The organism is Amycolatopsis echigonensis, assembly GCF_002846615.1.
Lineage (GTDB): Bacteria > Actinomycetota > Actinomycetes > Mycobacteriales > Pseudonocardiaceae > Amycolatopsis > Amycolatopsis echigonensis.
Map to the genome: position 1 here is coordinate 1,285,535 of NZ_PJMY01000003.1, position 25,218 is coordinate 1,310,752.

Sequence of the window (25,218 nt, forward strand, 5' to 3'; positions counted from 1 at the left end):
AGGAGCTTCGGCAAACAGGTGAATCGAGCTCGGCTACCCGATCGAGTGATTGTCGGGATCGTCCATCTTGCTAAGTTGATGCGCGGTGCCGCTCACGATTCGCATTCTTCACCCCCTCCCGGAAAACCTCTCCGGCGTTTTCGACGTAAGGTGGTTTAGCAGTGACCGTTCCGATCCCCTCCGCACTGTCCACTTTGGCCATTGCGCCGCGTCCGGAAGCGAAAGAACGATGACGACGGTGGACGCGCGGACCGGGGCCCGCTCCGTGGCCGAGGTGCTGGACTGGAGCCGGAGCAGGTGGGAACCGGCGATGCGGGCGGCGGTCGACCGGCTGCCCGTGTCGATGCGCCGGATCGCCGGCTACCACCTCGGCTGGTGGGACGAGACCGGAACGCCGACGACCGCGTCCGGCGGCAAAGCCTTGCGCCCGGCGCTGGTGCTGCTGTGCGCGGAAGCCTGCGGCGGAGACCCGGAGGACGCGATCCCCGCCGCGGTGGCCGTCGAACTGGCGCACAACTTCTCGCTGCTGCACGACGACGTCATGGACGGCGACCGCACCCGGCGGCATCGCCCCACCGCGTGGACCGTGTTCGGCACCGGACAAGCGGTCCTGGCCGGAGACTCTCTGCTCGCCCTGGCCTTCGACGTCCTGTCCCCCGACGGCCCAGCCGCCGCGCGCCTCCTGAGCACCGCGGTGCTGGACCTGCTGCACGGCCAGCACGAGGACCTGGCGTTCGAACAGCGGACGAACGTCGAAGTGGCGGAATGCGTGCGGATGGCGCGGGGAAAGACGGCGGCCCTGCTGAGCGCGGCGTGCACGCTCGGCGTGCTGGTGGTCGGAGGCCGCGGCGAACACGTCGAACGCTTCGGTCGGTTCGGACGGTCGCTCGGCCTGGCCTTCCAACACGTCGACGACCTCCTCGGCATCTGGGGCGACCCGGCGGTGACCGGCAAGCCGGTCTATTCAGACCTGCGCAGCCGCAAGAAATCGCTCCCGGTGGTCGCGGCGCTCACCTCAGGCACCTCAGCCGGACAGGAACTGGCGATGCTGTACCGGCAGCCCCTGCCGGACGACCGCCTCGCCAAAGCCGCGGCACTGGTCGACGAAGCCGGTGGCCGGTCGTGGAGCCACACCCAGGCAGACGAGCTGCTCACCGACGCGTTGACCGCCCTGACCGCCGCCAACCCAGCCCCGCGAGCGACGGCCGAGCTGACCGCACTGGCCGAGCTCATCACCCGCCGAGACCACTGACCCGGGCCGTCGCCCGACCCCGAACGATCATTCGCCCCAGGCAATCGCGCGAGCTTGACGATCGCCCGGCCTAAACCGTCGTCTGCCCAAGCCGCCAGCCGAGCCAAGCGACCCAACCAGTGCGGTCGCCTGCCCAGGGCAATCGTCCTGATGCCGCTTCGAAGCACATCCCACGGCGGCCCGGATCGCCTGCAGGGTCTGGCAACCGACTTCATTTTCTCGTCGGCCGATTCATGTCGCCCTCACAAAGAAAGGGAAAGCGACTTCGCTTGTTCGAGCGTGCTGGAAGTACGTGCGGGCGGAGTGCCCGCGGTGACGTGTCCGCAAGCTCTGTTCAGCGGCCCAGTTCGACCGCATGGCGTAGGTCGCTGGCATAGGCATCCGGTTGTTCCCAGGCTGCGAAGTGGCCTCCGGCGCGGTGTTCCACGTAGGCGCGGATGTTCAGGAATGCCTCGGCGTAGCTTCGCGGCTCCGGTTTGATGTCGCGCGGGAACACCGACAGCACGGTCGGCGTGTCGATCCGGTCGGGGAGGGTGGCCGGTTCGGCGTAGGTGGCGAATGAGGTGCCGATCGTGCCGGTGACCCAGTAAGCGGTGACCCAGGTGAGAAGTTCGTCCGCGGTGAAGGCCGATTCGTCGGACCAGGACTCCAGTTTCTCGACGATCCATGCCGCGAGGCCGGCGGGTGAGTCGCCGAGAGCGACGGCGAGCGTGTTCGGCCGCGTCGACTGCTCCGCGATGTACCCGCCCTCGGTCCGGAACCACTGCGCCGCTCGGTCGAGGTAGGCCTTCGCGTCGGCCGCGAGCTTCGCCGGGTCCGCCGTGAACGCGTGCTGCGGGGCGACGTTCGTGAGGTGCAGGGCGGCCACCCGGTCCGGGTGTTCGGCCGCGAGGAGTTCCGCGACGGTGCCGCCCACGTCGCCGCCGGACACCGTGTACCGCGCATAACCGAGTTCGTCCAGAGCGTCCGCGACGATTCCGGCGATCCGGTTGACCGACATGCCGGGCATCGTGAGCGGAGCCGCGAACGGGAAGCCCGGCAGCGCGGGAACCACCACGTGCAGGTCCGCGAGGAGAGGCAGGACGCGCTCGAACCGCAGCACCGAGTCCGGCCAGCCGTGCAGCAGCACGACCACCGGCGCGCCGGGATCCGCGGCCCGCTGGTGGATCACCCGCAGCTCGGTGTCGCCCGCCCGGACGGTCTCCCAAGGGAATTCGCCGATGCGGCGCTCGTGCACGCTCCAGTCGTACCCGTTCGCCCAGCGTTCGAGCAGTTCATCGAGGCGAATGCCGGTGATGCCGCGCGTCCCGTCGGCATGCCACGGGGTCGCGACGCGCCGCGTCCGCCGGAGTCGTTCCTGCGTTCCGCTGTCCATGTGTATCAACGTACACAAGATGTGTATGCTCGTACACATGAGCTCGCGCAATGCCGCCGCCACCCGGCAGCGGATCCTGGAGCACGCACGACGCCAGTTCGCCCGGCACGGATACGCGGCGACCACGGTCAAGGGCGTGGCCGATGCGGCCGGTGTGTCGCCCAACCTCATCACGCGTTATTTCGGCGGCAAGGACGGTCTTTTCCTGGCGGCGACCCGGACGGAGATCCCAGTCGTGGACTCCTTCGACGGCGACCGTTCAGCGTTGGGCTCGCGTCTCGCGGCAAGCATCGTCCAGCGCTGGTTCGCCGCGGCGGAGGAGGATCCGCTGCTCGCGCTGCAACGCGCGTCCGGCGAGCGCCCGGAGGCGGCGGAGGCGTTGGCCGCCTTCCTCGACACGAACTCGCTGGAGCCGCTGCACCGTTACCTGCGCGGCAGCGGCCTTGACGACGCGGACGCCCGCGACCGAGCCGCGGCGATCGACGCCTTCGTGCTCGGCGTCTCGACCCGCCTCCGGGTCCTGCGTTCCGAACTCGGCGACCCCGCCGAACTCCAGGCATGGCTGAGCACCACCATCCAACGCCTCGCCGACGGGTAACCACGACAAGCGACAGGCGCTGAAACTCGTTTCCGGTCGCCCTATGTTGTCCCAACTCAGCATCGGCCACACGCGAGGACGACCCAAGGCCGTTCGGCGCACCCGACGCCACCGTCAGGCAGCACCGGCCTGGAACCGTCACCGGCCCGGGCGGTTCAGCCCTTCCTCCCCAGCACCCCGGGAAAGCACCACCTCATCGGTATTCGCGAGCGCTTCCTTGCCGCGCTGACTCGACGGCGCGGTCGTGAGGTCCCGCAGGCGAATCGGTGGCCCCAGATCGATCAGCGTCGGCACATACTCGGCCTTGTCGACCGTCCATTTCCCGCCAGTCCGGCTGAACCGGAACCGCGCCGCGACCCCTTCCTCGGCGGACCCGCGAGGTTCGTCGTGCCGCGCGACCTCATTGCCGAGCCCGAACGCCACCCACTTGCCGCCGATCTTCTGGAACGGCTGCACCACGTGCGCGTGATGTCCGACGATCAGGTCGAGATCCGGCGACGCCGTCAGCTTCCGCGCCAACTGCGTCTGCTCAGCAGTCACGTCATGCTGATACTCGACGCCCCAGTGCAGGCTCGCGATCACGACCTCCGCCCCGGCCGCCTTCGCCTCGCGCGCCGCGGAGAGGATCTCGTCGGGGTCGATTTCGTTGGCCAGCCACGGTTTCCCGGCCGGCCGCTTGATCCCGTTGAACCCGAACGCGTACGACAGCTGCGCGACCTTCACCCCGTGCACGTCCAGGATCAGCGGTTTCCCCGCCTCTTCGGACGAACGCGCGGAGCCGGTGTGCTTCAGCCCGGTCTCGTCGAGCTTGTCCAGCGTCCGCTGGACACCCGCCGCACCCTGGTCGAGCGTGTGGTTCGACGCGGTCGAGCAGGTGTCGTATCCGGTGTCCTTCAACGCGTCCGCGATTTCCGGCGGCGCGCTGAACGACGGATACCCGCGGTACGGCCCGCCCTCCGGCGCGAGCGGCGTTTCGAGGTGGCAGATCCCCAGATCCGCGCCGGACACCAGCGGTTTGACCCCGGCGAACAGGTGTCGGTAGTCGATCTTCCCGCCGCCGTCCGCCTCGGCCTGCTCGGTGAGCCGCGGGTGGATCAGCACATCCCCGGTCGCCACGACCGTGAACGAGTCCGGCGAGGCGGCCGTCGCCGACGACGGTTCGGCCGAGGACCGGGGCGGGGCGGCTTCGCTCCCACACGCCGTCAGCATCAGCGCGACCCCAGCGAGGGCGGCGGCGCGGCGTATGTTCGTCATGATCATCCCCTTTGCCCGACTGCCCGGCACATCCTTCCGCATCACTCGTGTGGGTTAACACCCTGGTCGTGACCAGGCAAAACGCTCAGGCCAGGCAGTCGGAGGGCTCTCCGCGAGTCAGCGCCGGGTCGGTCTGGTCGAAAGTCCGCGCGACGCCGGGGCCGGACGTGCGCGTCTCGAACCGCACGGTCACCCGCCCGTGCCCCGCGCCTTGCACCCAGCCCGTGCCGTACTCGGCATGCACCACGTCGTCTCCCGGACGCCATCCCGACGAGGACACTGGCGCGCTCCCGCCCGGAGACGGCGCCGAAGTGACCACCGGCTCCTCCGTCGCAGCAGGCACGGTCAAGCTGAACAAGGCGTCCTGATGCGGCACCGAAAGCCCGCTGAACGCCACGCCGGCCAGCCGCACTCCGCCGAACTCCTGCGGGTCGAGCAGCAGCCGTTCCGCAGTAGCCGCAAGCTGTTCGAGGTCGTCCGTGGGCGACGCGGTGGTCTCGGAGCGGGTCACCGTGCTCATGTCCGTATGCCGCAGCTTGATCACCACCGTGCGCGCGACGCGGCCCGCCTTCACCAGCCGGGCGTGCGCGCCAGCCGCGATTTTCCTTACCTCCGCGCGCAATCGCACGAGGTCGACCACGTCGACGTCGAAGGTCGTCTCCGCGCTCACCTGCTTGGCTTCGCCGCGTTCCGCGACCGGACGGTCGTCGAATCCGCTCGCCAGCCGACGCAAATCGCGGCCGACCACGCCGCCGAGCGTCGACACCGCGTCCGGCTCCGGCAACGCCGCCAGCTCGCCCAGGGTGAGGACGCCGATCGTGCGCAGTTTCGCTTCCGCCACCGGGCCGATCCCCCACAACGCACGCACCGGCAGCGGAGCCAGGAACTCGCGTTCAGTTCCCGGCGGCACGACGAGCAGGCCATCCGGCTTCGCGCGGTCCGAACCTATTTTCGCGACCTGCTTGCCCGTTCCCGCGCCGATCGACGCGGTCAGCCCGGTCTTTTCCCGGATCCGCGTCCGCAGGTTCTCGGCCCATTCGGTCACCTGCCCGACCGACGCGCCGGCCAGCGCGGGAGGTTCGGCGAACGCCTCGTCGAGAGAAATCCGTTCCAGCACCGGCGCGACCTCGCCGACGACGTCGAAGACCTCCTTGCTCAGGATTTCGTACAACCGGAACCGCGGCGGAAGCACCACGCCGCCGGCCGGAAGCAGCCGCCGGGCCTGGGACATCGGCATCGCCGAACGCACGCCGTACTCGCGGGATTCGTAGCTCGCCCCGGCGACGACGCCGCGGTGTCCGGTGCCGCCGACCACGACGGCGCGCCCGCGCAGCGTCGGGCGGGTGAGCTGCTCGGCGGAGGCGTAGAACGCGTCGAGGTCCAGGTGCACGACCCAGCGGGACATGTCAGGTTCCAGCGTCCAGGAGTCGTTGCAACGCCTTGGTGTAGCTCTCGAACGCGGCGCGGCCCTTGCTCGTGAGCCGCACCAGCGTGACCGGCGTGCGGTGCTCGTAGGCCTTGGTGATCTCGACGTACTCGGCGTCCTCGAGTTTCCGCAGATGCGTCGAAAGGTTGCCCGCGGTCATCTCCAGCAACTGCTGCAGCCGCGGAAAGGTGATCTGGTCGGCGGAGCGCAGCCCGGCGAGCGCGACCGTGACGCGCAGCCGCGCCTGGGCGTGGATGACGGGGTCGAGCTCGGGCAGATCAGTCACGGGGCCGCACCACGTAGACCAGCGCCGCGACCGCGAATCCGCCGCCGCCGGCGAGCGAGAGGACCAGGAAGTTGCCCGGCACGCCGACCAGGACGCTTGCCCCGCCGCACACGATGATCCAGCCGCCGAGGAAGTACTGCCGCAGGTCCTGCCACAGCATTCCGCCCGCGAGGTAGAGCGCGCCGGTCAGCAGCAGCGACGTGCCCGACCACAGCAGCGGCACGAGATCCGAGCCTTCGGGGAGGAGTTTGGTGATCCGGATGTCGATCAGGCACATCGCGGCGAACGAGATTCCCCACGACCAGCCGTACATCGCGCTGATCCGCCGGGACGGACCGCGGATCCCCCGGCTGGGTTTGCTGCCGTGCCAGGCGGAGTAGGCGATCGCGCCCATCATCAGCACCGCGACGACGATCGCCGCGACCCATCCGGGCAGCAGCGCCGCCGATCGCTCGTCGGAGAGATAAACGAGGCCCCAGCCGACGAGCCAGGTGAAGGCCCAGACGCCGAACAGACGCGCCGGGCTGACTCGCAGCTCCCGGCGCGTCCGCTCGTGCTGAAGGGCGATGAGTTCGAGCGACTCCGCCGCGGACAGCGGCTCGCCCTCGTCCTCGACGGGGTCTCCCGCGTCGTCGTTCACCCCGGACCGCCCTTCCCCCGTACTGACCCCGCATGCAGCACGGAAGCTAACACGTCACGCGACCTTCACCGGGCCCAGCCGGAACCGCCGCACCACCACGAGCGCGGGCACGACCAGCCACGCCGCCAGCACGCCGACCGCGAGACCGAGCCCGCCGGCGTGGTCCACCGGGAGCGTGCCGACGCGGCCGAGCCAGTACGTCGGGAAGAAGTGCGCGAGCGCGGTCATCCATTCCGGCAAGAACGCGAGCGGCATCCACAACCCGCCGAACACACCGAGCGGCAGCATCAACGCGCCGGTCATCGCACCGACCGTGTCGCCCTTGCCGAACAACCCGAGCAGCAGCCCGAGCACCGCGAACGGCAGCGCGCCCAGCCACAACGAGACGCCGCTGAGCAGCCACTGCGCCGCGGTGAGCTGCACTCCCCGCAGCGCACCCGCCGCGAAGATCACCAGAACCACCGGCAACGCCATCGCCATCGAAGACGCGATCTTCACCGCGAGGTAGCCCGGTCCGCGCATGGGTGTGAGCCGAAGCTGCCGCTGCCAGCCGTCGGTCCGCTCGGTCGCGACGCGGGTTCCGGTGAACAACGCGCCGCTCATCGCTCCGTACGCACCCATGTTGATCATCGTCGTGACACTCGCCTTGATGCCGCCCGCCCCGACCTGGTCGCCGAACAACCCGCCGAACAGGAGAAACATGCCGAGCGGGACCGCGATGGTGAACAGCGCGAACTGCGGGCTGCGGATGATGCGCAGGATCTCCAAGCGGAGGTAGACGAGGTTCATCGGAGCGCTCCCTGCGGCTCGTCGGAGGTGAGGGCGAGGAACGCTTCCTCAAGCCCGGCGGAGGTGATCTCGATCGAACTAGTCTGCGGAAACGTCGTGAGCAACGCCCGGATCGCCAGGTCGGAGTCGGTACAGCCCAGTTCCGTGCGATCGCCCTGAACACGTGCGCTGGCGACCCCGTCCAGCACAGCCAGGTCTTCCTCGCGGGCGCCCGGTACGACTGCCCTGATCAATCGCCCGGACACGTTCGCGCGCACCTCGTCGACCGCGCCGTCCGCGACGACCTTCCCGTGCCGCATCAACACGACCCGGTCCGCGTAGTCCTCCGCCTCGGCGAGGTAATGCGTCGCGAAGAGCACGGTCCGCCCCGCCGCCGTGAACTCGTGCATCGACGCCCAGAACTCGCGCCGCGCGTCGACGTCCAGCGCCGCCGTCGGCTCGTCGAGAATTAGCAACTCCGGATCGCCGGTGAGCGCGAGCGCGTACCGAACCCGCTGCAACTGCCCGCCAGGCAGCTTCCCGCACCGCCGCCTGGCGAACTCCCCAATCCCGGCCCGGCCGTAAACCTCCTTGGCCGACAACGGATTCCGGAACATCGACCGATGCAACTCGACCAGCTCGGCCGGCGTGACATCCCGCAGCAAGAACCCGTTCTGCACCATCGCCGCGAGCCGCCCGGAATCGAGCGCCGCCCGAGGCGCACCGCCGAACACCTGCACGCTCCCCTCGTCCGGCGAGGCAAGCCCGAGCAGCATGTCGATGGTGGTCGACTTGCCCGCACCGTTCGGCCCGAGCAGCGCGACGACCTCGCCCCGCCGCACCGCCAAGGACACGCCGTCGACCGCGCGGACCTGCTTGAACTGCTTCACCAGGCCGGTCAGCCTGAACGCTTCCGTCATCTCGTCCCCCAGTGTTCCGCTGTGCTGAACTTTGTAACACAAAGTTGGTTGTGTTGAAAAGTGGTGGGCAATGCCGAGTTGTTCACCGTGGCAAGCATGGCCCCCGACCCTCCGCCCAAGCGGGTGCCAGGGACAACGCAAGACGACCCACACCCCCACAGCCCGGATGCAACGGTGATCCCGCCTCACTCACACGAACCACGGTTCACTAAAAAGCAGCAGCATTCCGCCCCGCATTCCATTTCCCTCACCGTGCGCAATTCGCCGAACCAGCGGTACGGAAATTCCCCATCGGCACGGATGATCGACTGTTGCCGCGGATCCGAGGGGGACTAGTGAAACACTGGGCCAGTTGCGAGCGCGCGGGAAGCCAGCGCTGCGCTTGCAAGATGTGCATGGGCGCGAAACACGGTTGGACTGGGGCGGTCGCGCTGGCCAAGGACAACACTCCACACAGGCGCGACGACCTGCGCGACGCCGCTGACGAGAGGTGGCGAGCCGCATGGGTCGGACACCGACCGGAAAACCGCCGGATCAGCTACCCTAAAAAGAGCGCCGCGATAATCTCCGTAGTCGCTGATATCGTCGACTGGCTCGCCGCCGACTACGAAATTCACGGTCGCTCGACTGATTCTCGGCGCTCATCCGGAGAGCGAGCCGCCGAGCACGTCGAGACCGCGGGACCCGACGACTTGGCAGCGCAGTCAGCAGCGAGTGGTCAATCATCGCTGCAGGCTTCTGCGCTAGGAGACACAGCGGCCCGACCACCTGCGGCCAAGGAGAGCAGCCGGGTCGCGGCAGGCCCGGGCGAGCCGCCGAGACTCAGCCTGGTCGACCAGGTCGAGGAACTCGGCAACGCGCTCACCAACGTGGTCCTCCGTGATATAGAGCGGGCTCATCACGGCCCGATCCCGGATACGACGAAGGTGGCGCTGGCAGACCACTTCTGGTGCGACTTGCTCGCACAACTGGCGCACGTGCTCTCCGAGGGAGTCACTACCGTCGAGAGGCTGACCGGCAAAGTTCCGGAGCTGGTGACTCAGCTCGTTCTGGAGTCCCGGCGGGAGGCCGACCGGCTTCCGCTCGAGGAATTCGTGGTGCGGACTGCGGTGAACAGCCTCTGGAAGCACTTGACGGTGCTCATGCCGTTCGGCTGGCTGGTGCTGGTCAAGCGGATGGTGCCGATCGTCCGGGTTCTGGCGGTGCTGATGTGCAAGGCACCGGAACGGCATGAAGCGGTGGTGCGCTATTGCGTCGATCCGCTCGCCGGGCAGCTGCGCGAAGAGACCAAACGGCGTCTGCTCAAAGTGCTCGGCAACTGGCTGACTGGCTTGGAAGGGCACGACGACGAGGCAGCCTGAACTACCAGTGCCCGGCAAATCCGGTTGCTCCCGACGACCGACCGCACTACCGTCCCGGTCCATGACGATCTTCGCCCGCTGCCGCCTGTTCTGATCCCGGCACGACTTTCCGGGCCGCCCGCCACCGGGCTGCCCCTTCCTTGCGTGCCGGACCGCAGCTCGTCCGGAAAGGACACTTTCGCCTTATGGGCAAGCACATCGTCATGGTCGGCTGTTCTGCGCCGAGCCACGTCTATCCGTCGCTGGGGATCATCCGCGAACTGGTGCAGCGCGGGCACCGGGTCAGTTACGTTGTGGGGGAACCGCTCGCCGGATTGGTCGAGGCGACCGGCGCGGACATCGTCGCGCATCCCACGATCTTCCCGCTCGGCCCGGACGCGGAATGGCCGGAAGACCCGGCCGATGCGATGCGCGTCTTCCTCGACGAGGCCATCGCGATCCACCCGCGGCTGACCGAAACCTTCGACCAAGACCGGCCCGACCTGCTGCTCTACGACATCGGCGGCCTAGGCGCACCATTGCTCGGCCTCCGCTACGACGTGCCCGCGGTGCAACTCTCCCCCACCTACGTCGCCTGGGACGGGTACGAGGAAGAACTCGCCGATGTCCTCAAACCGATCCGCACCTCACCGTCCGGAATGGACTATCACCGGACGTTCACCGAGTGGCTAGCGGAACACGGTGTCACCGAAGACGCCTGGACATGGCTCGCCCGACCGGTGCCGATCCTGTCGCTGATCCCCCGCGCGATGCAGCCCAACGCCGACCGCGTGCCGGAGGACCGCGTCCAGTTCGTCGGCCCGTGCCTCGACCCGGCGCGCGCAGCCGAACGCTGGACTCCGCCGTCCGACGGGAAACCCGTGCTGCTCGTATCCTTCGGCACCGCGTACAACGACCAGCTCGACGTTTACCGGCACTGCATCACCGAATTCCAGGACTGGCACGTCGTGCTCTCCATCGGCAAGCACGTTTCGAAAGACGACCTCGGCCCGCTGCGGGAGTCGGTCGAGGTCCACGAAACGGTGCCACAGCTGGCGATTCTCGACGCCGCGTCCGCCTTCATCACGCACGCCGGAATGGGCGGCTGCACGGAATCCCTGTGGTACGGCGTGCCGACGGTCGCCATCCCGCAAGCCGTCGACCAGTTCGGCAACGCCGCGCAGCTGGAGGCGTTGGGCGTTGGCAAACATCTGCCCGCGGACCAGGTGACCGCCAAGTCCCTGCGCGAAGCCGTCGACGAAGTCAGCAGTTCGCCGGACGTCGCCGCGCGGTTGGCCGAGCTGCGTGCGGAAATCCGTGCCCACGGCGGGATCGCCGCAGCCGCGGACGCGGTGGAGAAGTTCCTGAACTGACTGCCCGCCCGGGCTTGGCGGCAAGCCCGGGCGGTCCGGCTATCCAGCCCGGATCTCGTTGAGGTAGTTGTAAATCGTGTACCGCGTCACCTCGAGCTGCGTGGCCAGATGGTCCACCGCGTCCTTGATCAGGAAGTACCCGGCCTCGTCCAGTTCGCGGACCACCGCCGATTTGTGCCGCTTCTTCATCAGCTCGACCGGAATCCCGGATTTCCCGATCGCGCGCCCGACGAGGAACCGCTGCAGGCTGTCGACGTCCGGCAGGAACGTCTCCTCCCGCCGTTCCTCCGACGTCTGCGCCGCGGCGGGCAGTTCGCTGTTCACGCACAGACACCCGATCGCCGTCCCGTCGGCGTCGCGCAGGAACAACGTGGACGACCGGATCTCGCGACCGTCCGGGCTGTGCGTGCGGTAGTTGGTCAGGTCCTGTGTCGTGCCGCGCCGGACGAGCCCGAGCAGCAGATCCGTCATCGGACCGCCGACCGAGCGGCCGGTGAGCTCCCCCGCGATCGCGACGATCGAATCCGGCAGCCGCGACAGGTCGTGCAGCAGCACCTCGTTGCCCGGCCCGAGCATCGCCGCCAGGCCGTCCACCGCCGGAATCAGCGCGGTGAGCAGCTCATGCGTCGCCGTGCCCGAAGCCGACGCGACCGGCACGACCCGGCGAGGCCGCAGCAGCGTTTCCAACGCGTCCCGCACCAGATCCGCGGCCGCCGCCGGGGTCGACGCGTGCGGGGACAACCGGACGTGTTCCGGACGCACCGTCGCCGCGATCCCGGCAGCCGTCAACGCCGCCCCGACCTGCTCCGCCGGCTTGTCCGGCAACGAGAACGCGAGGATTCCGGCCCGCCGTTCAGTCGCCGACACGATCTCGGCACCGAACGAACGCAGCACTTCCTCAAGCTCGCCGACGCGTTCGGTGATCCGGCCCGCGATCGCCTCGACGCCGGTTTCCTCGACCAGTTCCAGCGCCGCCGCGAACGCGCCGGACGTGACCGGGCTGAGGTTCGAGATCGACCAGCTCGCCGCGGTCGGGTCGGCGGGGTGGATCTCGTTGTCGAACAGACCGGGGTCGCGCGCGCCGGTCCAGCCGGACAGGATCGGGTCCATCCGCGCCAGCGCCCGGTCGGACAGCACCGCGAACCCGGTGCCCCAGCCCGCCCGCAGCCACTTCTGCCCGCCGACCACGAGCACGTCGGCGACTCCCCACGGCTCGTCGACAACCCCGAAGCCCTGGATTCCGTCAACCACCAGCAGCCGATCGCCCACCACCTCGCGCAACGCGGCGAGATCAGCCCGATAACCAGTACGGAAATCGACCGCGCTCACCGAAACGACAGCGGTTTCGGGCGTGAGCGCTTCCGCGAGACGGTCGGCAGTGACGTAACCGCCTTCCAGCCGCCGCATCCGCACCCGCCCGGCCTGCTCCGCGCGCGCCCACGGATACGTGTTGGCCGGGAACTCCGCAGCTGACACGAGCACTTCGCCGTGGCTGTTGAACGCTGCCTGGAACAGGCCGAGGCTGGTGTGCGGGAGCAGCACGGTGTGGTCGGTGTCGCTGCCGCAGAGCCGCGCGGCCGCTGCTTTCGCGCGGATCTCCTGCCGCATCAGTTCGTCCACTGTGGACGGACCAGCCTTGGTCGTGGCCTCCAGCAGCCGCGCGGTGGTGTCGAGCACAGCGTGCGACGGCGGCCCGAACCGCGCGAAGTCCAGGTACCCCGCGGGCTCGTCGAACTGGAGCAGGTACCGGGGCGGGATCCGGGTCACGAGAGGACCCGCGCGAGGAACTGGCGCGTCCGCTCGTGTTCCGGGGACTTCAGCACCCGCTCCGGCGGCCCGGTTTCGACCACCGCGCCGTCGGCGAGGAACACCACCTCGTCGGCAGCCTCCGCGGCGAAGGCCATCTCGTGCGTCACGACCACCATCGTCATCCCCTCCCGAGCCAACGTACCCATCACCGCGAGCACCTCCCCGACCAGCTCCGGGTCCAGCGCGGACGTCGGCTCGTCGAACAGCATGAGCTTCGGCTTCATCGCGAGCGACCGCGCGATCGCGACGCGCTGCTGCTGCCCGCCGGACAGTTGGCCCGGGTAAGCACCCGCCCGGTCCGCGAGCCCGACCCGGTCGAGCAGGTCCAGTGCCTCTTTCCGGGCCTTCTCCGGACCGACGCCGAGCACCCGGACCGGCCCTTCGACCACGTTCTCCAGCGCGGTCCGGTGCCCGAACAGGTTGAACCGCTGGAAGACCATGCCGATGTCCCGGCGCTGCCGTGCGACGTCCTTCTCCCGCAGCTCGTACAGCTTGCCGCCGCGCAGCTTGAACCCGATCGGCTCGCCGTCCACCCAGACCTGGCCGCCATCGATCGTCTCGAGATGGTTGAGGCAGCGCAGAAACGTGCTCTTGCCCGCCCCGGACGGCCCGAGCAGGCACACCACCTGTCCTTTGCGGACCTCCAGGTCGATGCCCTTGAGCACCTCGGTGTGCCCGTAGTTCTTGCGGACCCCGACAGCTTTCAGCAGCGGTTCAGACACGCGCACCCCTCACCAGCGGCATCCCCTTGAAGGCCTTCCCGACGCGCGCGACGGGACTCCGGTCGGCTGCCCCGAACGAGCGCTCGAGGTAATGCTGGCCGACGCCGGCGACGGTCACCACGACCATGTACCAGATCGCCGCCGCGATCAGCGTCTCCATCACCAGCAGATTGTTGGACGAGATGTTGTTGGCCGCGTGGATCAGCTCGGTCACGCCGATCACCGACGCCATCGACGTGCCTTTGAGCATGTTGATGAAGTCGTTGCCGGTCGGCGGGATGATCACGCGCATCGCCTGCGGCAGCACGACCCGGCGCAGCGTCGCGCCCGGCGTCATGCCGATGGATTTCGCCGCCTCGGTCTGCCCGGTGTCGACGCTGGTCAGCCCCGCGCGGACGATCTCCGCCATGTACGCGCTCTCGTTCAGCGCCAGGCCGAGCAACGCCGCGGTGAACGCGCTGATCAGCACGTTCGTCGGCTCGTGGACGAGGTAGCCGCCGAACGGCAGCGGAATCGAGAAGGTCGGGAAGATCAGCGCCAGGTTGTACCAGATCAGGATCTGCAACAGCACCGGAAGCCCGCGGAACAGCCAGATGTAAGCCGCCGCGAACCACTTCGCGACCGGGTTGGCGCTGAGCCGCAGCAACGCGATCAGGATGCCGAGCACGATCGCGATCGCCTGCGCGATCACCGCCAGCACGACGGTGTTGAGCAGCCCGAGCGCCATCACGCGGTAGAAGACGAAGCCGGGTACCGAACCCCACTCGATCTGCGCCTGCGCGAGCGCGAAACCCAGCAGCACGAGCAGTGCGACGATCACCGCCGCACTGACCCAGCGACCCCAATGCCGCAGCCGGACGATCGGCAGCGGTTCAGCTTCCGCCATTGACGCCCGCCTCCTTGATCGCACCCTGCTCGACGCCCCAGGACTGCAGGATCTTGCCGTACGTCCCATCGGCGACGAGCGACTGCAACGCCTGCTTGACGGCGTCGCGCAGCTTCGTGTTGCTCTTCGCGAAGCCCATTCCGTACGGCCCGCCCTCGATCGGCTGGCCCGGCACGACCTCGAAGAACTTGCCGTCGCCCGCGGTGCGCGAGATGTAGACCGCGCTCGGCAGGTCGTTGAGAATCGCGGCGACGCGACCGGTGCGCAGCTGGTTCTGGTTCTGGTTGTCGCTGTCGGTCGCGGTGACCGTGATCGCCGGCTTGCCCGCCTGCGTGCATTTCGCGCTCTGCGCGGCGGCGAACTTCTGGTGACTGGTGCCCTGCACGACTGCCACGTTCTTGCCGCACAACGTGTCCGGTCCGGTGATGCCGTCCGGGTTGCCCTTGCGGATCATGATCGTGATGCCGGACGAGAAGTAGTCGACGAAGTCGATCTGCTTCTGGCGTTCCTTGGTGTCGTTCATCGCGGCCATGGTCAGGTCGACCCGGCCGGACTGCAGGCTCGTGATCAGCGAACCGAAGGCGAGATCCTGGTACGCGACGGTCACCCCGAGCTTCGCCCCGACCGCCTTCGCCAGATCGACCTCGTAGCCGATCGGCGTCTTGCCGTCCGGCGCGTAGAAGTTGTTCGGCGCGGACTGGATGTTGGACGCCAGCCGCAAAGTCTTGGCCTGCGCGACAGCCGGCGGCAGCACCCCGGCGAGCTGCGGGTCGGCCTTGATCGCCCCGAGCAGCGCCGTGTTGTCCGGAACAGCGCTCGGCTTCTGCTGTTGCTGTCCGCCGCCTGCCCCGTCAGGGCCTCCTCCACAGGCAGTAGCGAACGCGAGCAGGCCGCCGAGCAGCGCGGCCTGCCAGGCACGGGAACGAAGCGACCACATGCGGACCCTCCAGGACGTCGTTGGTTCCGCGGGACGCTACAACTGGTTGTTAAAGAGGTCAACAAGCAGTTGAATTTCTGTCTCGTCTAGCGTGCGGACATGACACTCGTCGAGAGCTTCCGCCAGTTCTGGACCGAACGGCGGCTCGCGTCGCTCACGACGGTGCGTCCCAGCGGAACGCCGCACGTGGTAGCGGTAGGAGTGACCGTCGACTTCGAGCAGGGCATCGCCCGCGTGATCGCCTCCGGCACCTCGTACAAGGCCCGCCTGATCCGCGCCGCCGGCGACACGGGGCTGGCTGCCGCGGTGTGCCAATTCGAGGGGCGGACCTGGTCCACGTTGGAAGGCCGAGTCCGGCTCCTCGACGATGCTGCTTCAGTCCGCGACGCCGAGGAGCGCTACGCGCGGCGGTACCGGAAACCGCGTGAGAACCCGCAGCGAGTCGTGCTGGAACTCACCATCGGGCGGGTGCTGGGCAACGCCTGAGGTTCCGAGGTTCGGCCGACCGCCCCGGTCTGTCATCCGCGGCCAACCGTCTCGGTCAAACGAACTGCGCCAGCAAGCCTTCGGCACTGCGCACCACAACCTGGGCCGCGGCCCGCTCCGCCAGCGCCCGGTCCGGCCGCTCCGCCTCGTGCCGCCACCGCATCACCGCGTCGAGACCGGCTTCATACATCTCCCGCGGATCCGTGCCCGCCGCAAGCCCCAGCCGCTCCTCTGACGCCGTCCCCTCGGCACCCAGCAACCGCACAGCTTCCTCCGCCGACTCCCCCGCCAACGCAGTACGACCGCCGCGAATGTCCGCGATCAACCGCAACTCGCGGAAGTCGTGCGCGCTGGCCGAAAACCGCTCGACCCGCGCAGCAAGTCGATCACTGTGCGGACGAGGCTCCGCGTTCAACACGGTCTCCAACCGAATCAGCGCCGTCCGCGCACGCAACGCGTCCGCACGCGCGGCGAAACAACCCGCAATGGTGTCGCGAAGCTCGCCAAGACCACTACGCCGCACCAGTTCCGCCGACAGCTTCACGCGGTCATCGCAGCCCGTACGGATCAGAGTCAGCGCGAGCTTCACCCCGAACAACCCGAAGCGGACCACCAACGACCGTCGCGTCTCGACCGACACTGGCCCCGGAAACGCCGGATCAGTAAAGGTATCCACCGACAGCAGATACCGCTCCAACTCCTCGCGCGGCACAGCCGCGAAGGCCGCGAGAAGCTCGAACTCGTCATCAGTGAACGCGCGCGCCCCGTACGCAAGCTGCGCCGCCACCGCGATCACGCCTTGGAACCCGCTGCACAGTGGGTCTTCGCGCCACGCGCGCCGCGCGATCTGCTTCGCGGTGAGCAGTGCGTCAATCCGCCCCGCGCCGGTCTCGTCCGCGCGCGCGAGCACAAGGATCGTGTCAACGGCCGTCTGCCGCGCGAACGCCGAAGGCGCTGTCGGACGCAGCGTCGCCAACTGGTCGGGCTCAAGGTGACGGAGCAGCTGTACCGACGCGTCAGTGAGCGTCGACGGATGCGGCGCATCGAGGAACTCCAGATCGCGCAACGCCCGCGTCGGCCAATCCCCCAACGCGGCAGCCAGCGTGGTCTTCCCCGTCCCCGCAGGCCCTCCGATGCCTACCCGAAGCGGCTCGTCGAGGTGGTCAAGAGCCTCCCCCAGCAACGCCGAAGCCCGCGGACTGTCACGGTAGTACGCACAAGCATCCGCCAGAAGAGCCCGAACGTCCTCAACCACGCGCGACACCACTCCTCGCTCGATTCACCGGTACAGCCCCGAACATCCTCGACTACCCGGCAATACGCCGCTCACCGAAGCCCGCTGTTGCGAACCCAGCCGACGTCAGCCGCCCAAGTACGGCACATTTCCGACGACCGAGCCCTCCGCATCTCCCGCGACCGAAGCGATTCAACCCCACCGAAGCAAGCCACCACTCACCTAACGCGGATTCGCCACACAAGACTCGTCCCGGCCCACCAAACCGCCTTCGCCACGACAAAACGGCTCAACGCGCCAGATGCCCCATGATGCGGAACCCGCTCCGCAGCGACTCCGAAGCCCAGTACCGAACCCCATCGGAGATTCAGCTCACTCAAGCCCGAAGAAAGCCACGAGCACGGTTAAACGCCCCGCACCCAGCCATCAAACCGAAGCCACGCAACCAACTCCTCAGGCACCCGTTCGGCCAGCATTCCCTCTCCGCACTCTTGTACGCGGAGCCATCTCGACCGACGTCGCACAAGCAGTCACTCAGGCGACCGGTTGCCCAGCACCCCCGCCCGCGGAGAGCCACCGGGCCACCGTGCTCTCCCAGCCGAGGTCACGCAGGCAACTCCTTGGGCACCCGGCTGGCCAGCATCCCCAATTCCCCAGCCCGCTTGTGCAATCCCGCGAGCCGGTCGATCTCCCGCCGCAGCGCCGCACTGCGCCGTTCCCGCTCGGCCGACCCGGCGATGATCATCTCGCGTTCCCGCGTCAGCTCGTCGGCAAGAGCGTCCGCGAGCTCGGTGAAGTGGTCGCGCAACCGTCGCTGCACATGCCGGATCGCGTCGCGGCATTCCTTGCTGAACCGCAGGAACACGTCGTCGACGTGCCGTTGCGCGGTCATCTTGGCCACCGCCTGCCGACGTTGCAGCCGCATGCCGCCCTCGTCGCTGATCGTCTTCGCCGCGAACGCGACGCCGGCGCCGATCGACACCGGGTTGATCAACGGCAACCCCGCCAATCCGGTCACCAGGCCGAACATCAGCACGCCGCCGTACGAACCGCGGAGGCCGGTGAACGCCTTCTGCCCGATCTTGAACCGTTCGATCCGCGGCTGCCGTACTTCGGCGATCCGGTCCGCGCCGGAGTCGGCCAAGGCCAGTTCCGGCAGGTCGTACTGCGCGCCGAAGGCCGCTGCCACGGCCTGCGCGATCCATTCCGCGCGCTCGGCCGCGAACGTGTAGGTCGTCTCGACGGCTTCCGCGAGCGTGCTGTCCAGCCACGGCCCGAACTCGTCCCACACCTTCACCGGGTCCCCGCGGTCGAAGGTCTCGTCGATCGTCTCGACGATCTTCCGGGTGCGTTCGCGCAGGTCGTACTCCGCGTCGGACTGCAGGTCAGCGATTTCGTCGGCCAGCAGGTTCTGCCAGCGACTGTTGCGTCGGCGCAGTTCGTCAGCGCGACGTTGGGAGCGTTGCAGCAACGTCGTCTGGTCGACGCCTGCTTCCTGCCCCGCGGCCTCGGCGCGTGCCCGGAGCGTCTCGACCAACTCGGCCGCCGCTGCGCGCACGCTCACCGCGGCGAGCAACGCGGCCGTGCTCTCCGCCGGTCGCGACACCTGCGTCGCTATCCAGGACAGCAGTTCGGGGAACCCGGACCGCGCGTTGAGGTCTTGATCGCCGCCCTTGGCCGCGGCGAAACGAACCGTCGCCGACACCGGCAGCACTGGCGAGTCGATCCCGGCCGCGGAGAGCGCGGTCCGGTTCTGTTCGGCGACCGTGCGCCATCCGGCGCTGACATCGATCTTGGTCAGCGCGATGACCACGTGCGGACACCATGTCCGGACGTGCCGAGCCAACGCCAGCTCGGCCTGGTCCAGCGGAGCGGCAGCGTCGGAAACGAGAATGACGGCGTCGGCGTCCGCGAGAACGTCGAGAGCCGCAGCCGTGCGAGGCGACCTCGGGTCGCCGATCGCGGGAGTGTCGATGAGCACCAAGCCCGCGGAAAGCAAGTCGCGCGGGACCCCGACCTCGACCCGCCGCAGCGACCCGGCCGGTCGTGCGCCGACCTCGCCCGTCAGCTTCTCGATGTCGACCGGGACGCGTTCGTCGGCGCGTCCGACCAGCGTCGCACCGGGTTCGGCCGCGTACCCGACTTCGATCGGCACCGCGGGAGTCGCCGCGTCGCCGACCGGGCAGACCGGCGCGTTGAGCACCGCGTTGACCAGGTAGCCCTTGCCTTGCTTGGGAAAGCCGAGCACAGCGACCCGCGTGCCCCCGGGCGGCCGGTCCTGACGCCGGCGAAGGCGTTGCGCCAGGTCTTCCCGGCCGTGCGTCCGGCAGGCATCCGCGGTCTCGGCGAGCACTTCGAGCCAAGCTGGAGCCGTCACGGCGAACCAGTGTCCCCCGTGTACGGGGAGTATCCGAACCGGGTGGTGGCTCCGCGGTCTCGCCCAGACCGCGGAGCCACCCGCGAATTACCCTTGCTCAGAGGGAAATGTGCAGCTCACCGCCGCCGTGCGGGGACTCCGCGCCGGCGTGCAGGTCAAGGCCGAGGCCTTGGTGCCCGAGGTCGGAGACCGACGAGACGGTGTCGTGCACCATGCCGACGCCGGCGTCGGTCCCGGTGTGCGTCTCGTTGACCGCGTCGGAACGCTCGGAGTCGCCGTGCGACATGAGCGAGTGCGCCTGCTGGGTGACACCGTTCACAGCGTGGTTCAGCCCGTTGGCGCTGAGCGTGTTGCTCAGGCTGCCGACGTTGTCGGTGGCGGTCCCGACCGCGTCGCTGACGTGCCCGGCAATCCCGCCGCCGGCCTCGGCCGCGTGGTTGGCGAACTGTGCGCCGGAGTTCGCGACCGGCAGGTCGCCGACGTTGACCGGCGAAGCCGCCGCCAGCTCGCCGCCGGCGTGCTGCACCTGCGAGACAGCACCCTCAGCCGCGGTGGCCGCCTGGCCGCTGGCCTGCGCGACGGCGTTGGAGTCCAGGCCGCTGGCCAGGTCGTTGCCCAGCGCGAGCGCACTGGTCGGGTTCTGCGCGAGGGCGGTGACGGACGCGGCGGCGTTCTGCACCTCGCCGAGACCCGGCGCCGCGGGCAGCCCCGGAACGGACGGCAGCTCACCGGCGGAGGGAAGCGCCGGAATCGCGCTGGCGACGTCGCCGACACCAGGCAGCGAACCAACGCCCGGAAGCGCACCGGCACCCGGAAGCTCGCCAAGGCCCGGCAGGTGGCCGGCACCCGGCAGCTCGCCGAGGCCCGGCACCGCCGGAAGCTCGCCGAGACCCGGTGCCGCCGGCAGCTCGCCAAGGCCCGGCAGCTCGCCGGCCGCGGGCAGCGGCGAAGTGCCAGCCACGTCGCTGACGACGGGCAGGTCGCCGATGCCCGGCACCGCACCCGCACCCGGCAGCTCGCCGAGACCGGGCAGCTCGCCCACGCCCGGCACCGCCGGCAGCTCGCCGAGACCCGGCAGCGCCGGGCCACCCGCGGACGCCTCCGCACCGCCAGCGGCCTCGCCGCTCGCCGACGCGCTGCCACCCGAGGCGCCGAGCGAAGCAGTGAGCGCCTGCAGCTGCTCGATCGCGCCCTGCGGGCCCTCGCCGAGCGCAGTGGTCAGGTTGCCCGCATGGGGCAGGTGGCCGAGCGAGGCCAGGTGGTCCACCGGGACGTAGTCGAGCACCAGCGGCGCGACCTCGTTCACGTCGGCGGCGCTGATGTCGCCCAGCCCAGCAGCGGCCAGCGCGGCCTGCGGGTCCTGGCCGAAAGCGGCGAGCGCGGACGGGTCTTGGAGCAAGGTGAGCGTGAAGTCGTGCAGAGTCTGCACCGAATCCATGGGGGGATCTCCACTTGTAGTGATTACGGGGAAAGCCCGGCCCTCCCGGGCCAGGCGTGGCGCTCAACGTAGGGACGGGGCGCCCCCGCTCACATCGGGGTTTACACCCAGTCGCGCCTCGCTCAGCCGTTAGGGGGTCGATATGAGATCGTTAGGGAGTTAGGGGATCGGACACGCGGAACCCGGTTGGGTTAAATCCCACCCCACTCTTGCCCGTCTGACCCGAACGGGTGAGGATGCGTATCCGTTCAGTGAGTTACGCCCCTTGGCCGAACCCGGACTGCGACGAAGGGAGGAAGCGGCGGTGCCCTACGTGCTCGGCATCGACCTCGGAACTGTCCGGACCCACGCCGCGCTCCGCCGCAGGCAAGGTGACCGGTGGGACGATCCCGAGCCGCTGTGGCTGGGCGAGACCTCGCCCGCGACGGCGACCGCACTCTTCCTCGACGACGAGGGCTACCTGCTCACCGGCGATGCGGCCACGCAAGCCGGTGCTGCCGTGCCGTCCCGGCTGGTCACCGGTTTCCACCGCCGCATCGGCGACGACGTGCCGGTGTTCATCGGCAGCGAACCCTTCACCCCGGAATCCCTGACGACCGTCTTCATCGAGGGCATCGCCGACGTCGCGGCCAGCCAGGCCGGCGGACCGCCGCGCCAGCTCGTCATCACCCACCCCGGTGACTGGGGCGGTTACCGACGCGAACTCCTGCGCCAGTCGCTCGCGGAGTCCGGGTTCTCCGCGGTCACTCTCGTTCCCAGCGCGGTCGCCGCCCTGTACGCCCACCTCCCGGAACCCGGTGCGGGCGACCGGACGGCCGCGGTGTGCGAGTTCGGTCCGGATGGCGTCACGGTCACCTTGGCGACCGCCTCGGGAGCCAGCGGCTGGATCGCCCGGAACAGCAGCGAAGGCGTGGCGCCGGGTTCCGCGGTCAGCACCGCGTTCAGTCTCGCGCAGGCAGCCAACGTCGCCCCCGAGTCGCTGGCCGGCATCGTGTTCTGCGGCGAACCCGGCCACGGCGCCCTCCCCGGACGTCTGCCCTGCCCGTTTTTCCTCGGCCCGCAACCCGCGGATACGGCCGCCATCGGCGCCGGGGTCCTCGCCAGCCAACGGACGAGGCCTCTCGCGCGGAGGGAAGCCCCCGCCCCCGAGACCACCTTGCTGCCGCGCGTCGACCGCGAACCCGAGCTTCCGGAAAGACCCGAGCGGCCGCCGGTGGAGATCACTCCATTCACGCTGCCGGAGCCGGAGGGTGCTGCCAAACTGTTGCGTCGATGGCGACCGCTTGCCGCTGCGGCAGCAGTGCTGGCGATCAGCTCCTCGATCTTGATCGCGGTCCTCACGTCACACGAAGCGACCGCCGACAAGGAACCAGTTTCTCCCCGTCCCCCTGTCCTGAGCTCGTGCGCCCACCCAGCCACAGCTCCCTCCGGTGAAGGTCACTGTTGAACGCATTGCTGGCGAAAACCGGCAACGACGCCGTCCACCCCGCAGCCCGCCGCCTCCTCGAAGAACTCGCCGACACCCCCGCGGTCCCAGTTCGGCTCGTGGTCGTCGCACCTGGCGGCTACGGCAAGACTGCCTTGTTGGATGCCCTCGACCGCAGCTACCGCGAAGCGGGCGTCGAGGCCACTGTCATCGACGACGCCGACCAGCTCGACGACGAAGACCTGACCAGACTCACCATGCTCGCGGCCGCCAAGGAGGGGCCGCTCGTGGTGGCACACCGTCCAAACCCTCGCGCGCAAGCATTGCGAGCTCTCGGCGAAACGCTGCTGCTGCCGCCGCTGACTGTCGACGAAGTCGGCAAGCTGGCGAAACAACTCACCGGCCGCACTGCCGACGCCTCCGTCCTGCACGCCAGCACCGGCGGTGTCCCTCGTCTCGTGGAACGGGTCGTAACCGCCCGCCTCGCCGACTTCCGCGCTGAGCTGGCCGCGCTCGACGACGACGTTCTCCGCTACCTCATCGCCGCCGAAGCCGGCGCGGCCCGCAATCTCGACCTGCTCTGCTCGCTGCTGGAGCGCACACCAGACGAACTGCCCGAAGTCGTCGACGGAGCCCGCGCCACCGGCCTCCTCGACGCCGAAGACGTCCTCCTACCTGCCGCCGCCGAAGCAGTCCGCGCATACGGACCGCCCGCCCGCCGCCTAGCGGTGCTGCAGCAACTCGTGGAAGCGCAGCTGACTCGCGGCCTGCCCGTCCTTGACCTCGCGACCTCCCTGCTCGACGCCGGCAGCTCCGGTGCCTCCGCGGCAACCGCATTCGCAACCGCAGCAAACGAAGCCCTCCCCACGGACCCAAAGCACGCCGCGCGCCTCTTCGAAGCCGCAGCCGAGGCCGGTGCCCGCGATGCCGCGACCACCACCGGCTGGGCCCGCGCCGCCGCATTGTCCGGCGATCTGGACACCGCTCTCCGCCTGGGCGACGGCATGTTGTCCGGCGAAGACCCCGAAGCCCGCGCCGCTGGTGCCGAGATCGCCGCGACTGTCCTGGCCCACCGCGGCGAACTGGCCCGAACCGCGGAGCTGTACCGCTGGGCCGCAGCCACGGACAACTGGTCTCGTCAACACACAGCTACTCCGGCCTCCAACTCCGGTGGCCATGACTCCACCGGTCCCGGCAACGAGAGCCTCGCTGCGGCAACGAACCCCCAAGCCACAGACCACTTGACGCCAGCCGACTCGACAAACTCTCAAGGTTCCGCGCTCCCCCACCAGGCGAACGCTGCGGGAGTGCCTACAGATCCCTCTTCCCCACCCCCGTTCCCCACCTCGCCTCAACCAAACGGCGAGAGCTATCGCTGGGTAGGCCCTGGCGCGGTGGACGCGTTCGCCACGATCGCCCTCGTCGGAACTGGCCAGGCCACCGACGGCCAAACTGTCTCCAACGTCCCGATGCCGGGAGTCGCGCCGACGTTGTTCACCGGGGCCGCAGCGCGAACAGCGAGCGGGATCGTCGAATCGGTGTTCGGTTGCGGAACAGAGGCGTTGCCGACGCTCGTAGGCGCCGCAGCAATGCTCGAACCAGCGGTCGGCGGCGCACCCCTTCCGGACAGTCCCGCCGCGCTCGCCGCACTCGCCGGTCTGCACGCGGGCGAGCTGGCGCTCGCAGAATCAGTGCTGGAACGAGCATTAGCCAGCAGTGTCGGCGGCGATCTGCTCGCGACCCGGCACCGGCTGCTGCTGGGCTGGGTCGCGATGACCGGCGGCCATCTCGCCGCCGCGACTGAACACCGAGACGCCGTCGCCGGCACCAAACTCGAAGCCCGCGACGAGTTGTTCTTCGCGACCCTGGAACTCGGCCTCGCCCGGCGAGCGAGTGACCTGGTCGGACTGCAACAGTCGTGGGAGCGGGCATATCAGGCGTCCATGCGACAGCAAGTGGACTTGTTCACGCTGTTGCCGTTGGGCGAACTGGCAATCGCAGCCGCTCGGACCGGCGCGCACGCCAAGCTGTCCCGTCGGCTGGAGCGCGCGCACGCCATGCTCGACCGCCTCGGCAATCCTCCTTTGTGGACGGTCTCGCTGTGCTGGCACGAACTGCACGCCGCGATCACCACGGAAGACCGCGCCACCGCCGAACGGCAACTGGCAGCACTGAACCACTTCGCAGACTGCGGCCGCTACCCAGCCGCGCTCGCCCGCGCCGCCGGGTGCTGGCTCGCGGTGCTCAGCGGCACGTTCGATCCAGGAGAAATCTCCGCAGCAGCCGCGGAACTTCACGAACTGGACCTGCGCTGGGACGCGGCCCGGCTGGCCGGACAAGCCGCGATCCGCACCTCTGACCGCAAGGCGATGGTCCAGCTACTCGAGGCGGCTCGGCAGTTCCAGGGCACGACGGGGCGTCTTGAGTCCACTACCCCGACGCCAGGCGCGGCGACCGGCTTGAGTGCACTCAGCGAACGCGAACTGGAGGTCGCCCGCTTGGTCGTCGACGGTCTGACTTACAAACAAGCGGGCAGCAAACTCTTCATCTCCGGCAAGACTGTCGAACATCACATGGCGCGCATCCGCGGCAAACTCGGTGCCGCAGACCGTCGCGAACTTCTCGCGACCCTGCGCGAACTGCTCGCCAAACCGACCGTGCACTGAGTCGT

At 69.1% G+C, this 25,218-nt stretch carries 21 protein-coding genes; 7 read left to right on the top strand and 14 right to left on the bottom strand.

Annotation, left to right across the window (positions count from 1 at the left end; genetic code table 11):
• The first annotated feature begins 229 nt into the window (after window positions 1-229).
• Window positions 230-1,252 carry a family 2 encapsulin nanocompartment cargo protein polyprenyl transferase gene (locus tag ATK30_RS10505; RefSeq protein WP_101435435.1) on the top strand — a complete coding sequence of 341 codons (1,023 nt, stop codon included), beginning with the start codon at window positions 230-232 and terminating at the stop codon, window positions 1,250-1,252.
• A 334-nt stretch (window positions 1,253-1,586) separates the two neighbouring features.
• On the opposite strand, the gene ATK30_RS10510 is transcribed toward ATK30_RS10505, so the two are convergent.
• Window positions 1,587-2,627 carry an epoxide hydrolase family protein gene (locus tag ATK30_RS10510; protein WP_101435436.1) on the bottom strand — a complete coding sequence of 347 codons (1,041 nt, stop codon included), beginning with the start codon at window positions 2,625-2,627 and terminating at the stop codon, window positions 1,587-1,589.
• Between the two features lie 37 nt (window positions 2,628-2,664).
• Between ATK30_RS10510 and ATK30_RS10515 the strand changes: the two genes are divergently transcribed.
• Window positions 2,665-3,225 (top strand): TetR/AcrR family transcriptional regulator, encoded by a 561-nt coding sequence (locus tag ATK30_RS10515; RefSeq protein ID WP_101435437.1) that lies wholly within the window; start codon window positions 2,665-2,667, stop codon window positions 3,223-3,225.
• 138 nt (window positions 3,226-3,363) lie between these two features.
• Here the strand turns inward: ATK30_RS10515 and ATK30_RS10520 are convergent, their stop codons facing one another.
• From ATK30_RS10520 to ATK30_RS10545, 6 genes are all read right to left on the bottom strand, one after another.
• Window positions 3,364-4,485: a CapA family protein gene (locus tag ATK30_RS10520; protein ID WP_463672403.1), complete on the bottom strand. Its 1,122-nt coding sequence runs from the start codon at window positions 4,483-4,485 to the stop codon at window positions 3,364-3,366.
• A 79-nt stretch (window positions 4,486-4,564) separates the two neighbouring features.
• A complete protein-coding gene (locus ATK30_RS10525; protein ID WP_101435438.1) occupies window positions 4,565-5,884 on the bottom strand; it encodes a DNA polymerase IV in 1,320 nt (439 codons plus the stop codon).
• Window position 5,885: 1 nt separating this feature from the next.
• Complete coding sequence (locus ATK30_RS10530) at window positions 5,886-6,191, bottom strand: winged helix-turn-helix domain-containing protein (protein WP_101435439.1); 306 nt, start codon at window positions 6,189-6,191, stop codon at window positions 5,886-5,888.
• Complete coding sequence (locus ATK30_RS10535) at window positions 6,184-6,831, bottom strand: hypothetical protein (RefSeq protein WP_101435440.1); 648 nt, start codon at window positions 6,829-6,831, stop codon at window positions 6,184-6,186. Before ATK30_RS10535 ends, ATK30_RS10530 begins: the two co-directional genes overlap by 8 nt.
• A 54-nt stretch (window positions 6,832-6,885) precedes the next feature.
• Window positions 6,886-7,620 carry an ABC transporter permease gene (locus ATK30_RS10540; protein WP_101435441.1) on the bottom strand — a complete coding sequence of 245 codons (735 nt, stop codon included), beginning with the start codon at window positions 7,618-7,620 and terminating at the stop codon, window positions 6,886-6,888.
• On the bottom strand, window positions 7,617-8,519 hold the full coding sequence (locus tag ATK30_RS10545; protein WP_101435442.1) for an ABC transporter ATP-binding protein: 903 nt from the start codon (window positions 8,517-8,519) through the stop codon (window positions 7,617-7,619). Before ATK30_RS10545 ends, ATK30_RS10540 begins: the two co-directional genes overlap by 4 nt.
• A gap of 395 nt (window positions 8,520-8,914) precedes the next feature.
• Here ATK30_RS10545 and ATK30_RS44650 point away from each other — a divergent pair, with 395 nt between their 5' ends.
• Together ATK30_RS44650 and ATK30_RS10555 are read left to right on the top strand one after the other, a co-directional pair.
• Window positions 8,915-9,880, top strand: a complete 966-nt coding sequence (locus tag ATK30_RS44650; protein ID WP_143271364.1) for a hypothetical protein — start codon at window positions 8,915-8,917, stop codon at window positions 9,878-9,880.
• Window positions 9,881-10,065: 185 nt separating this feature from the next.
• Window positions 10,066-11,232: a macrolide family glycosyltransferase gene (locus tag ATK30_RS10555; RefSeq protein WP_101435444.1), complete on the top strand. Its 1,167-nt coding sequence runs from the start codon at window positions 10,066-10,068 to the stop codon at window positions 11,230-11,232.
• Window positions 11,233-11,271: 39 nt separating this feature from the next.
• On the opposite strand, the gene ATK30_RS10560 is transcribed toward ATK30_RS10555, so the two are convergent.
• Genes ATK30_RS10560 through ATK30_RS10575 form a run of 4 tightly spaced genes read right to left on the bottom strand, consistent with a single transcriptional unit; the run spans window position 11,272 to window position 15,586 of the window.
• Window positions 11,272-12,999: an aminotransferase class V-fold PLP-dependent enzyme gene (locus ATK30_RS10560; RefSeq protein ID WP_101435445.1), complete on the bottom strand. Its 1,728-nt coding sequence runs from the start codon at window positions 12,997-12,999 to the stop codon at window positions 11,272-11,274.
• Entirely contained in the window at window positions 12,996-13,763 is a 768-nt protein-coding gene (locus tag ATK30_RS10565; RefSeq protein ID WP_101440740.1) for an amino acid ABC transporter ATP-binding protein, read from the bottom strand. The genes ATK30_RS10560 and ATK30_RS10565 overlap by 4 nt, the downstream gene beginning before the upstream one ends.
• Window positions 13,756-14,649, bottom strand: coding sequence for an amino acid ABC transporter permease (locus tag ATK30_RS10570; protein ID WP_101435446.1), 894 nt, complete (start codon window positions 14,647-14,649; stop codon window positions 13,756-13,758). The genes ATK30_RS10565 and ATK30_RS10570 overlap by 8 nt, the downstream gene beginning before the upstream one ends.
• Window positions 14,636-15,586: an ABC transporter substrate-binding protein gene (locus tag ATK30_RS10575; protein ID WP_101435447.1), complete on the bottom strand. Its 951-nt coding sequence runs from the start codon at window positions 15,584-15,586 to the stop codon at window positions 14,636-14,638. The genes ATK30_RS10570 and ATK30_RS10575 overlap by 14 nt, the downstream gene beginning before the upstream one ends.
• A gap of 99 nt (window positions 15,587-15,685) precedes the next feature.
• Here ATK30_RS10575 and ATK30_RS10580 point away from each other — a divergent pair, with 99 nt between their 5' ends.
• Complete coding sequence (locus ATK30_RS10580; RefSeq protein ID WP_101435448.1) at window positions 15,686-16,072, top strand: pyridoxamine 5'-phosphate oxidase family protein; 387 nt, start codon at window positions 15,686-15,688, stop codon at window positions 16,070-16,072.
• A 55-nt stretch (window positions 16,073-16,127) separates the two neighbouring features.
• On the opposite strand, the gene ATK30_RS10585 is transcribed toward ATK30_RS10580, so the two are convergent.
• From ATK30_RS10585 to ATK30_RS10595, 3 genes are all read right to left on the bottom strand, one after another.
• On the bottom strand, window positions 16,128-17,339 hold the full coding sequence (locus ATK30_RS10585; RefSeq protein WP_101435449.1) for a GTPase: 1,212 nt from the start codon (window positions 17,337-17,339) through the stop codon (window positions 16,128-16,130).
• A gap of 571 nt (window positions 17,340-17,910) precedes the next feature.
• Window positions 17,911-19,683, bottom strand: coding sequence for a dynamin family protein (locus tag ATK30_RS10590; RefSeq protein WP_167441877.1), 1,773 nt, complete (start codon window positions 19,681-19,683; stop codon window positions 17,911-17,913).
• A 97-nt stretch (window positions 19,684-19,780) separates the two neighbouring features.
• Complete coding sequence (locus ATK30_RS10595; RefSeq protein WP_101435451.1) at window positions 19,781-21,121, bottom strand: IniB N-terminal domain-containing protein; 1,341 nt, start codon at window positions 21,119-21,121, stop codon at window positions 19,781-19,783.
• A gap of 304 nt (window positions 21,122-21,425) precedes the next feature.
• On the opposite strand from ATK30_RS10595, the gene ATK30_RS10600 reads away from it, so the two are divergent.
• Together ATK30_RS10600 and ATK30_RS10605 are read left to right on the top strand one after the other, a co-directional pair.
• A complete protein-coding gene (locus tag ATK30_RS10600; RefSeq protein WP_101435452.1) occupies window positions 21,426-22,568 on the top strand; it encodes an Hsp70 family protein in 1,143 nt (380 codons plus the stop codon).
• On the top strand, window positions 22,565-25,213 hold the full coding sequence (locus ATK30_RS10605; protein WP_208637316.1) for a helix-turn-helix transcriptional regulator: 2,649 nt from the start codon (window positions 22,565-22,567) through the stop codon (window positions 25,211-25,213). Before ATK30_RS10600 ends, ATK30_RS10605 begins: the two co-directional genes overlap by 4 nt.
• The last annotated feature ends 5 nt before the right edge of the window (window positions 25,214-25,218 follow it).

Coding starts and splice junctions, on each gene's coding strand:
- ATK30_RS10505 (WP_101435435.1), top strand. CDS start 230: ATGACGACGGTGGACGCGCGGACCGGGGCCCGCTCCGTGGCCGAGGTG.
- ATK30_RS10510 (WP_101435436.1), bottom strand. CDS start 2,627: ATGGACAGCGGAACGCAGGAACGACTCCGGCGGACGCGGCGCGTCGCG.
- ATK30_RS10515 (WP_101435437.1), top strand. CDS start 2,665: ATGAGCTCGCGCAATGCCGCCGCCACCCGGCAGCGGATCCTGGAGCAC.
- ATK30_RS10520 (WP_463672403.1), bottom strand. CDS start 4,485: ATGATCATGACGAACATACGCCGCGCCGCCGCCCTCGCTGGGGTCGCG.
- ATK30_RS10525 (WP_101435438.1), bottom strand. CDS start 5,884: ATGTCCCGCTGGGTCGTGCACCTGGACCTCGACGCGTTCTACGCCTCC.
- ATK30_RS10540 (WP_101435441.1), bottom strand. CDS start 7,620: ATGAACCTCGTCTACCTCCGCTTGGAGATCCTGCGCATCATCCGCAGC.
- ATK30_RS10545 (WP_101435442.1), bottom strand. CDS start 8,519: ATGACGGAAGCGTTCAGGCTGACCGGCCTGGTGAAGCAGTTCAAGCAG.
- ATK30_RS44650 (WP_143271364.1), top strand. CDS start 8,915: ATGGGCGCGAAACACGGTTGGACTGGGGCGGTCGCGCTGGCCAAGGAC.
- ATK30_RS10555 (WP_101435444.1), top strand. CDS start 10,066: ATGGGCAAGCACATCGTCATGGTCGGCTGTTCTGCGCCGAGCCACGTC.
- ATK30_RS10570 (WP_101435446.1), bottom strand. CDS start 14,649: ATGGCGGAAGCTGAACCGCTGCCGATCGTCCGGCTGCGGCATTGGGGT.
- ATK30_RS10575 (WP_101435447.1), bottom strand. CDS start 15,586: ATGTGGTCGCTTCGTTCCCGTGCCTGGCAGGCCGCGCTGCTCGGCGGC.
- ATK30_RS10580 (WP_101435448.1), top strand. CDS start 15,686: ATGACACTCGTCGAGAGCTTCCGCCAGTTCTGGACCGAACGGCGGCTC.
- ATK30_RS10595 (WP_101435451.1), bottom strand. CDS start 21,121: ATGGATTCGGTGCAGACTCTGCACGACTTCACGCTCACCTTGCTCCAA.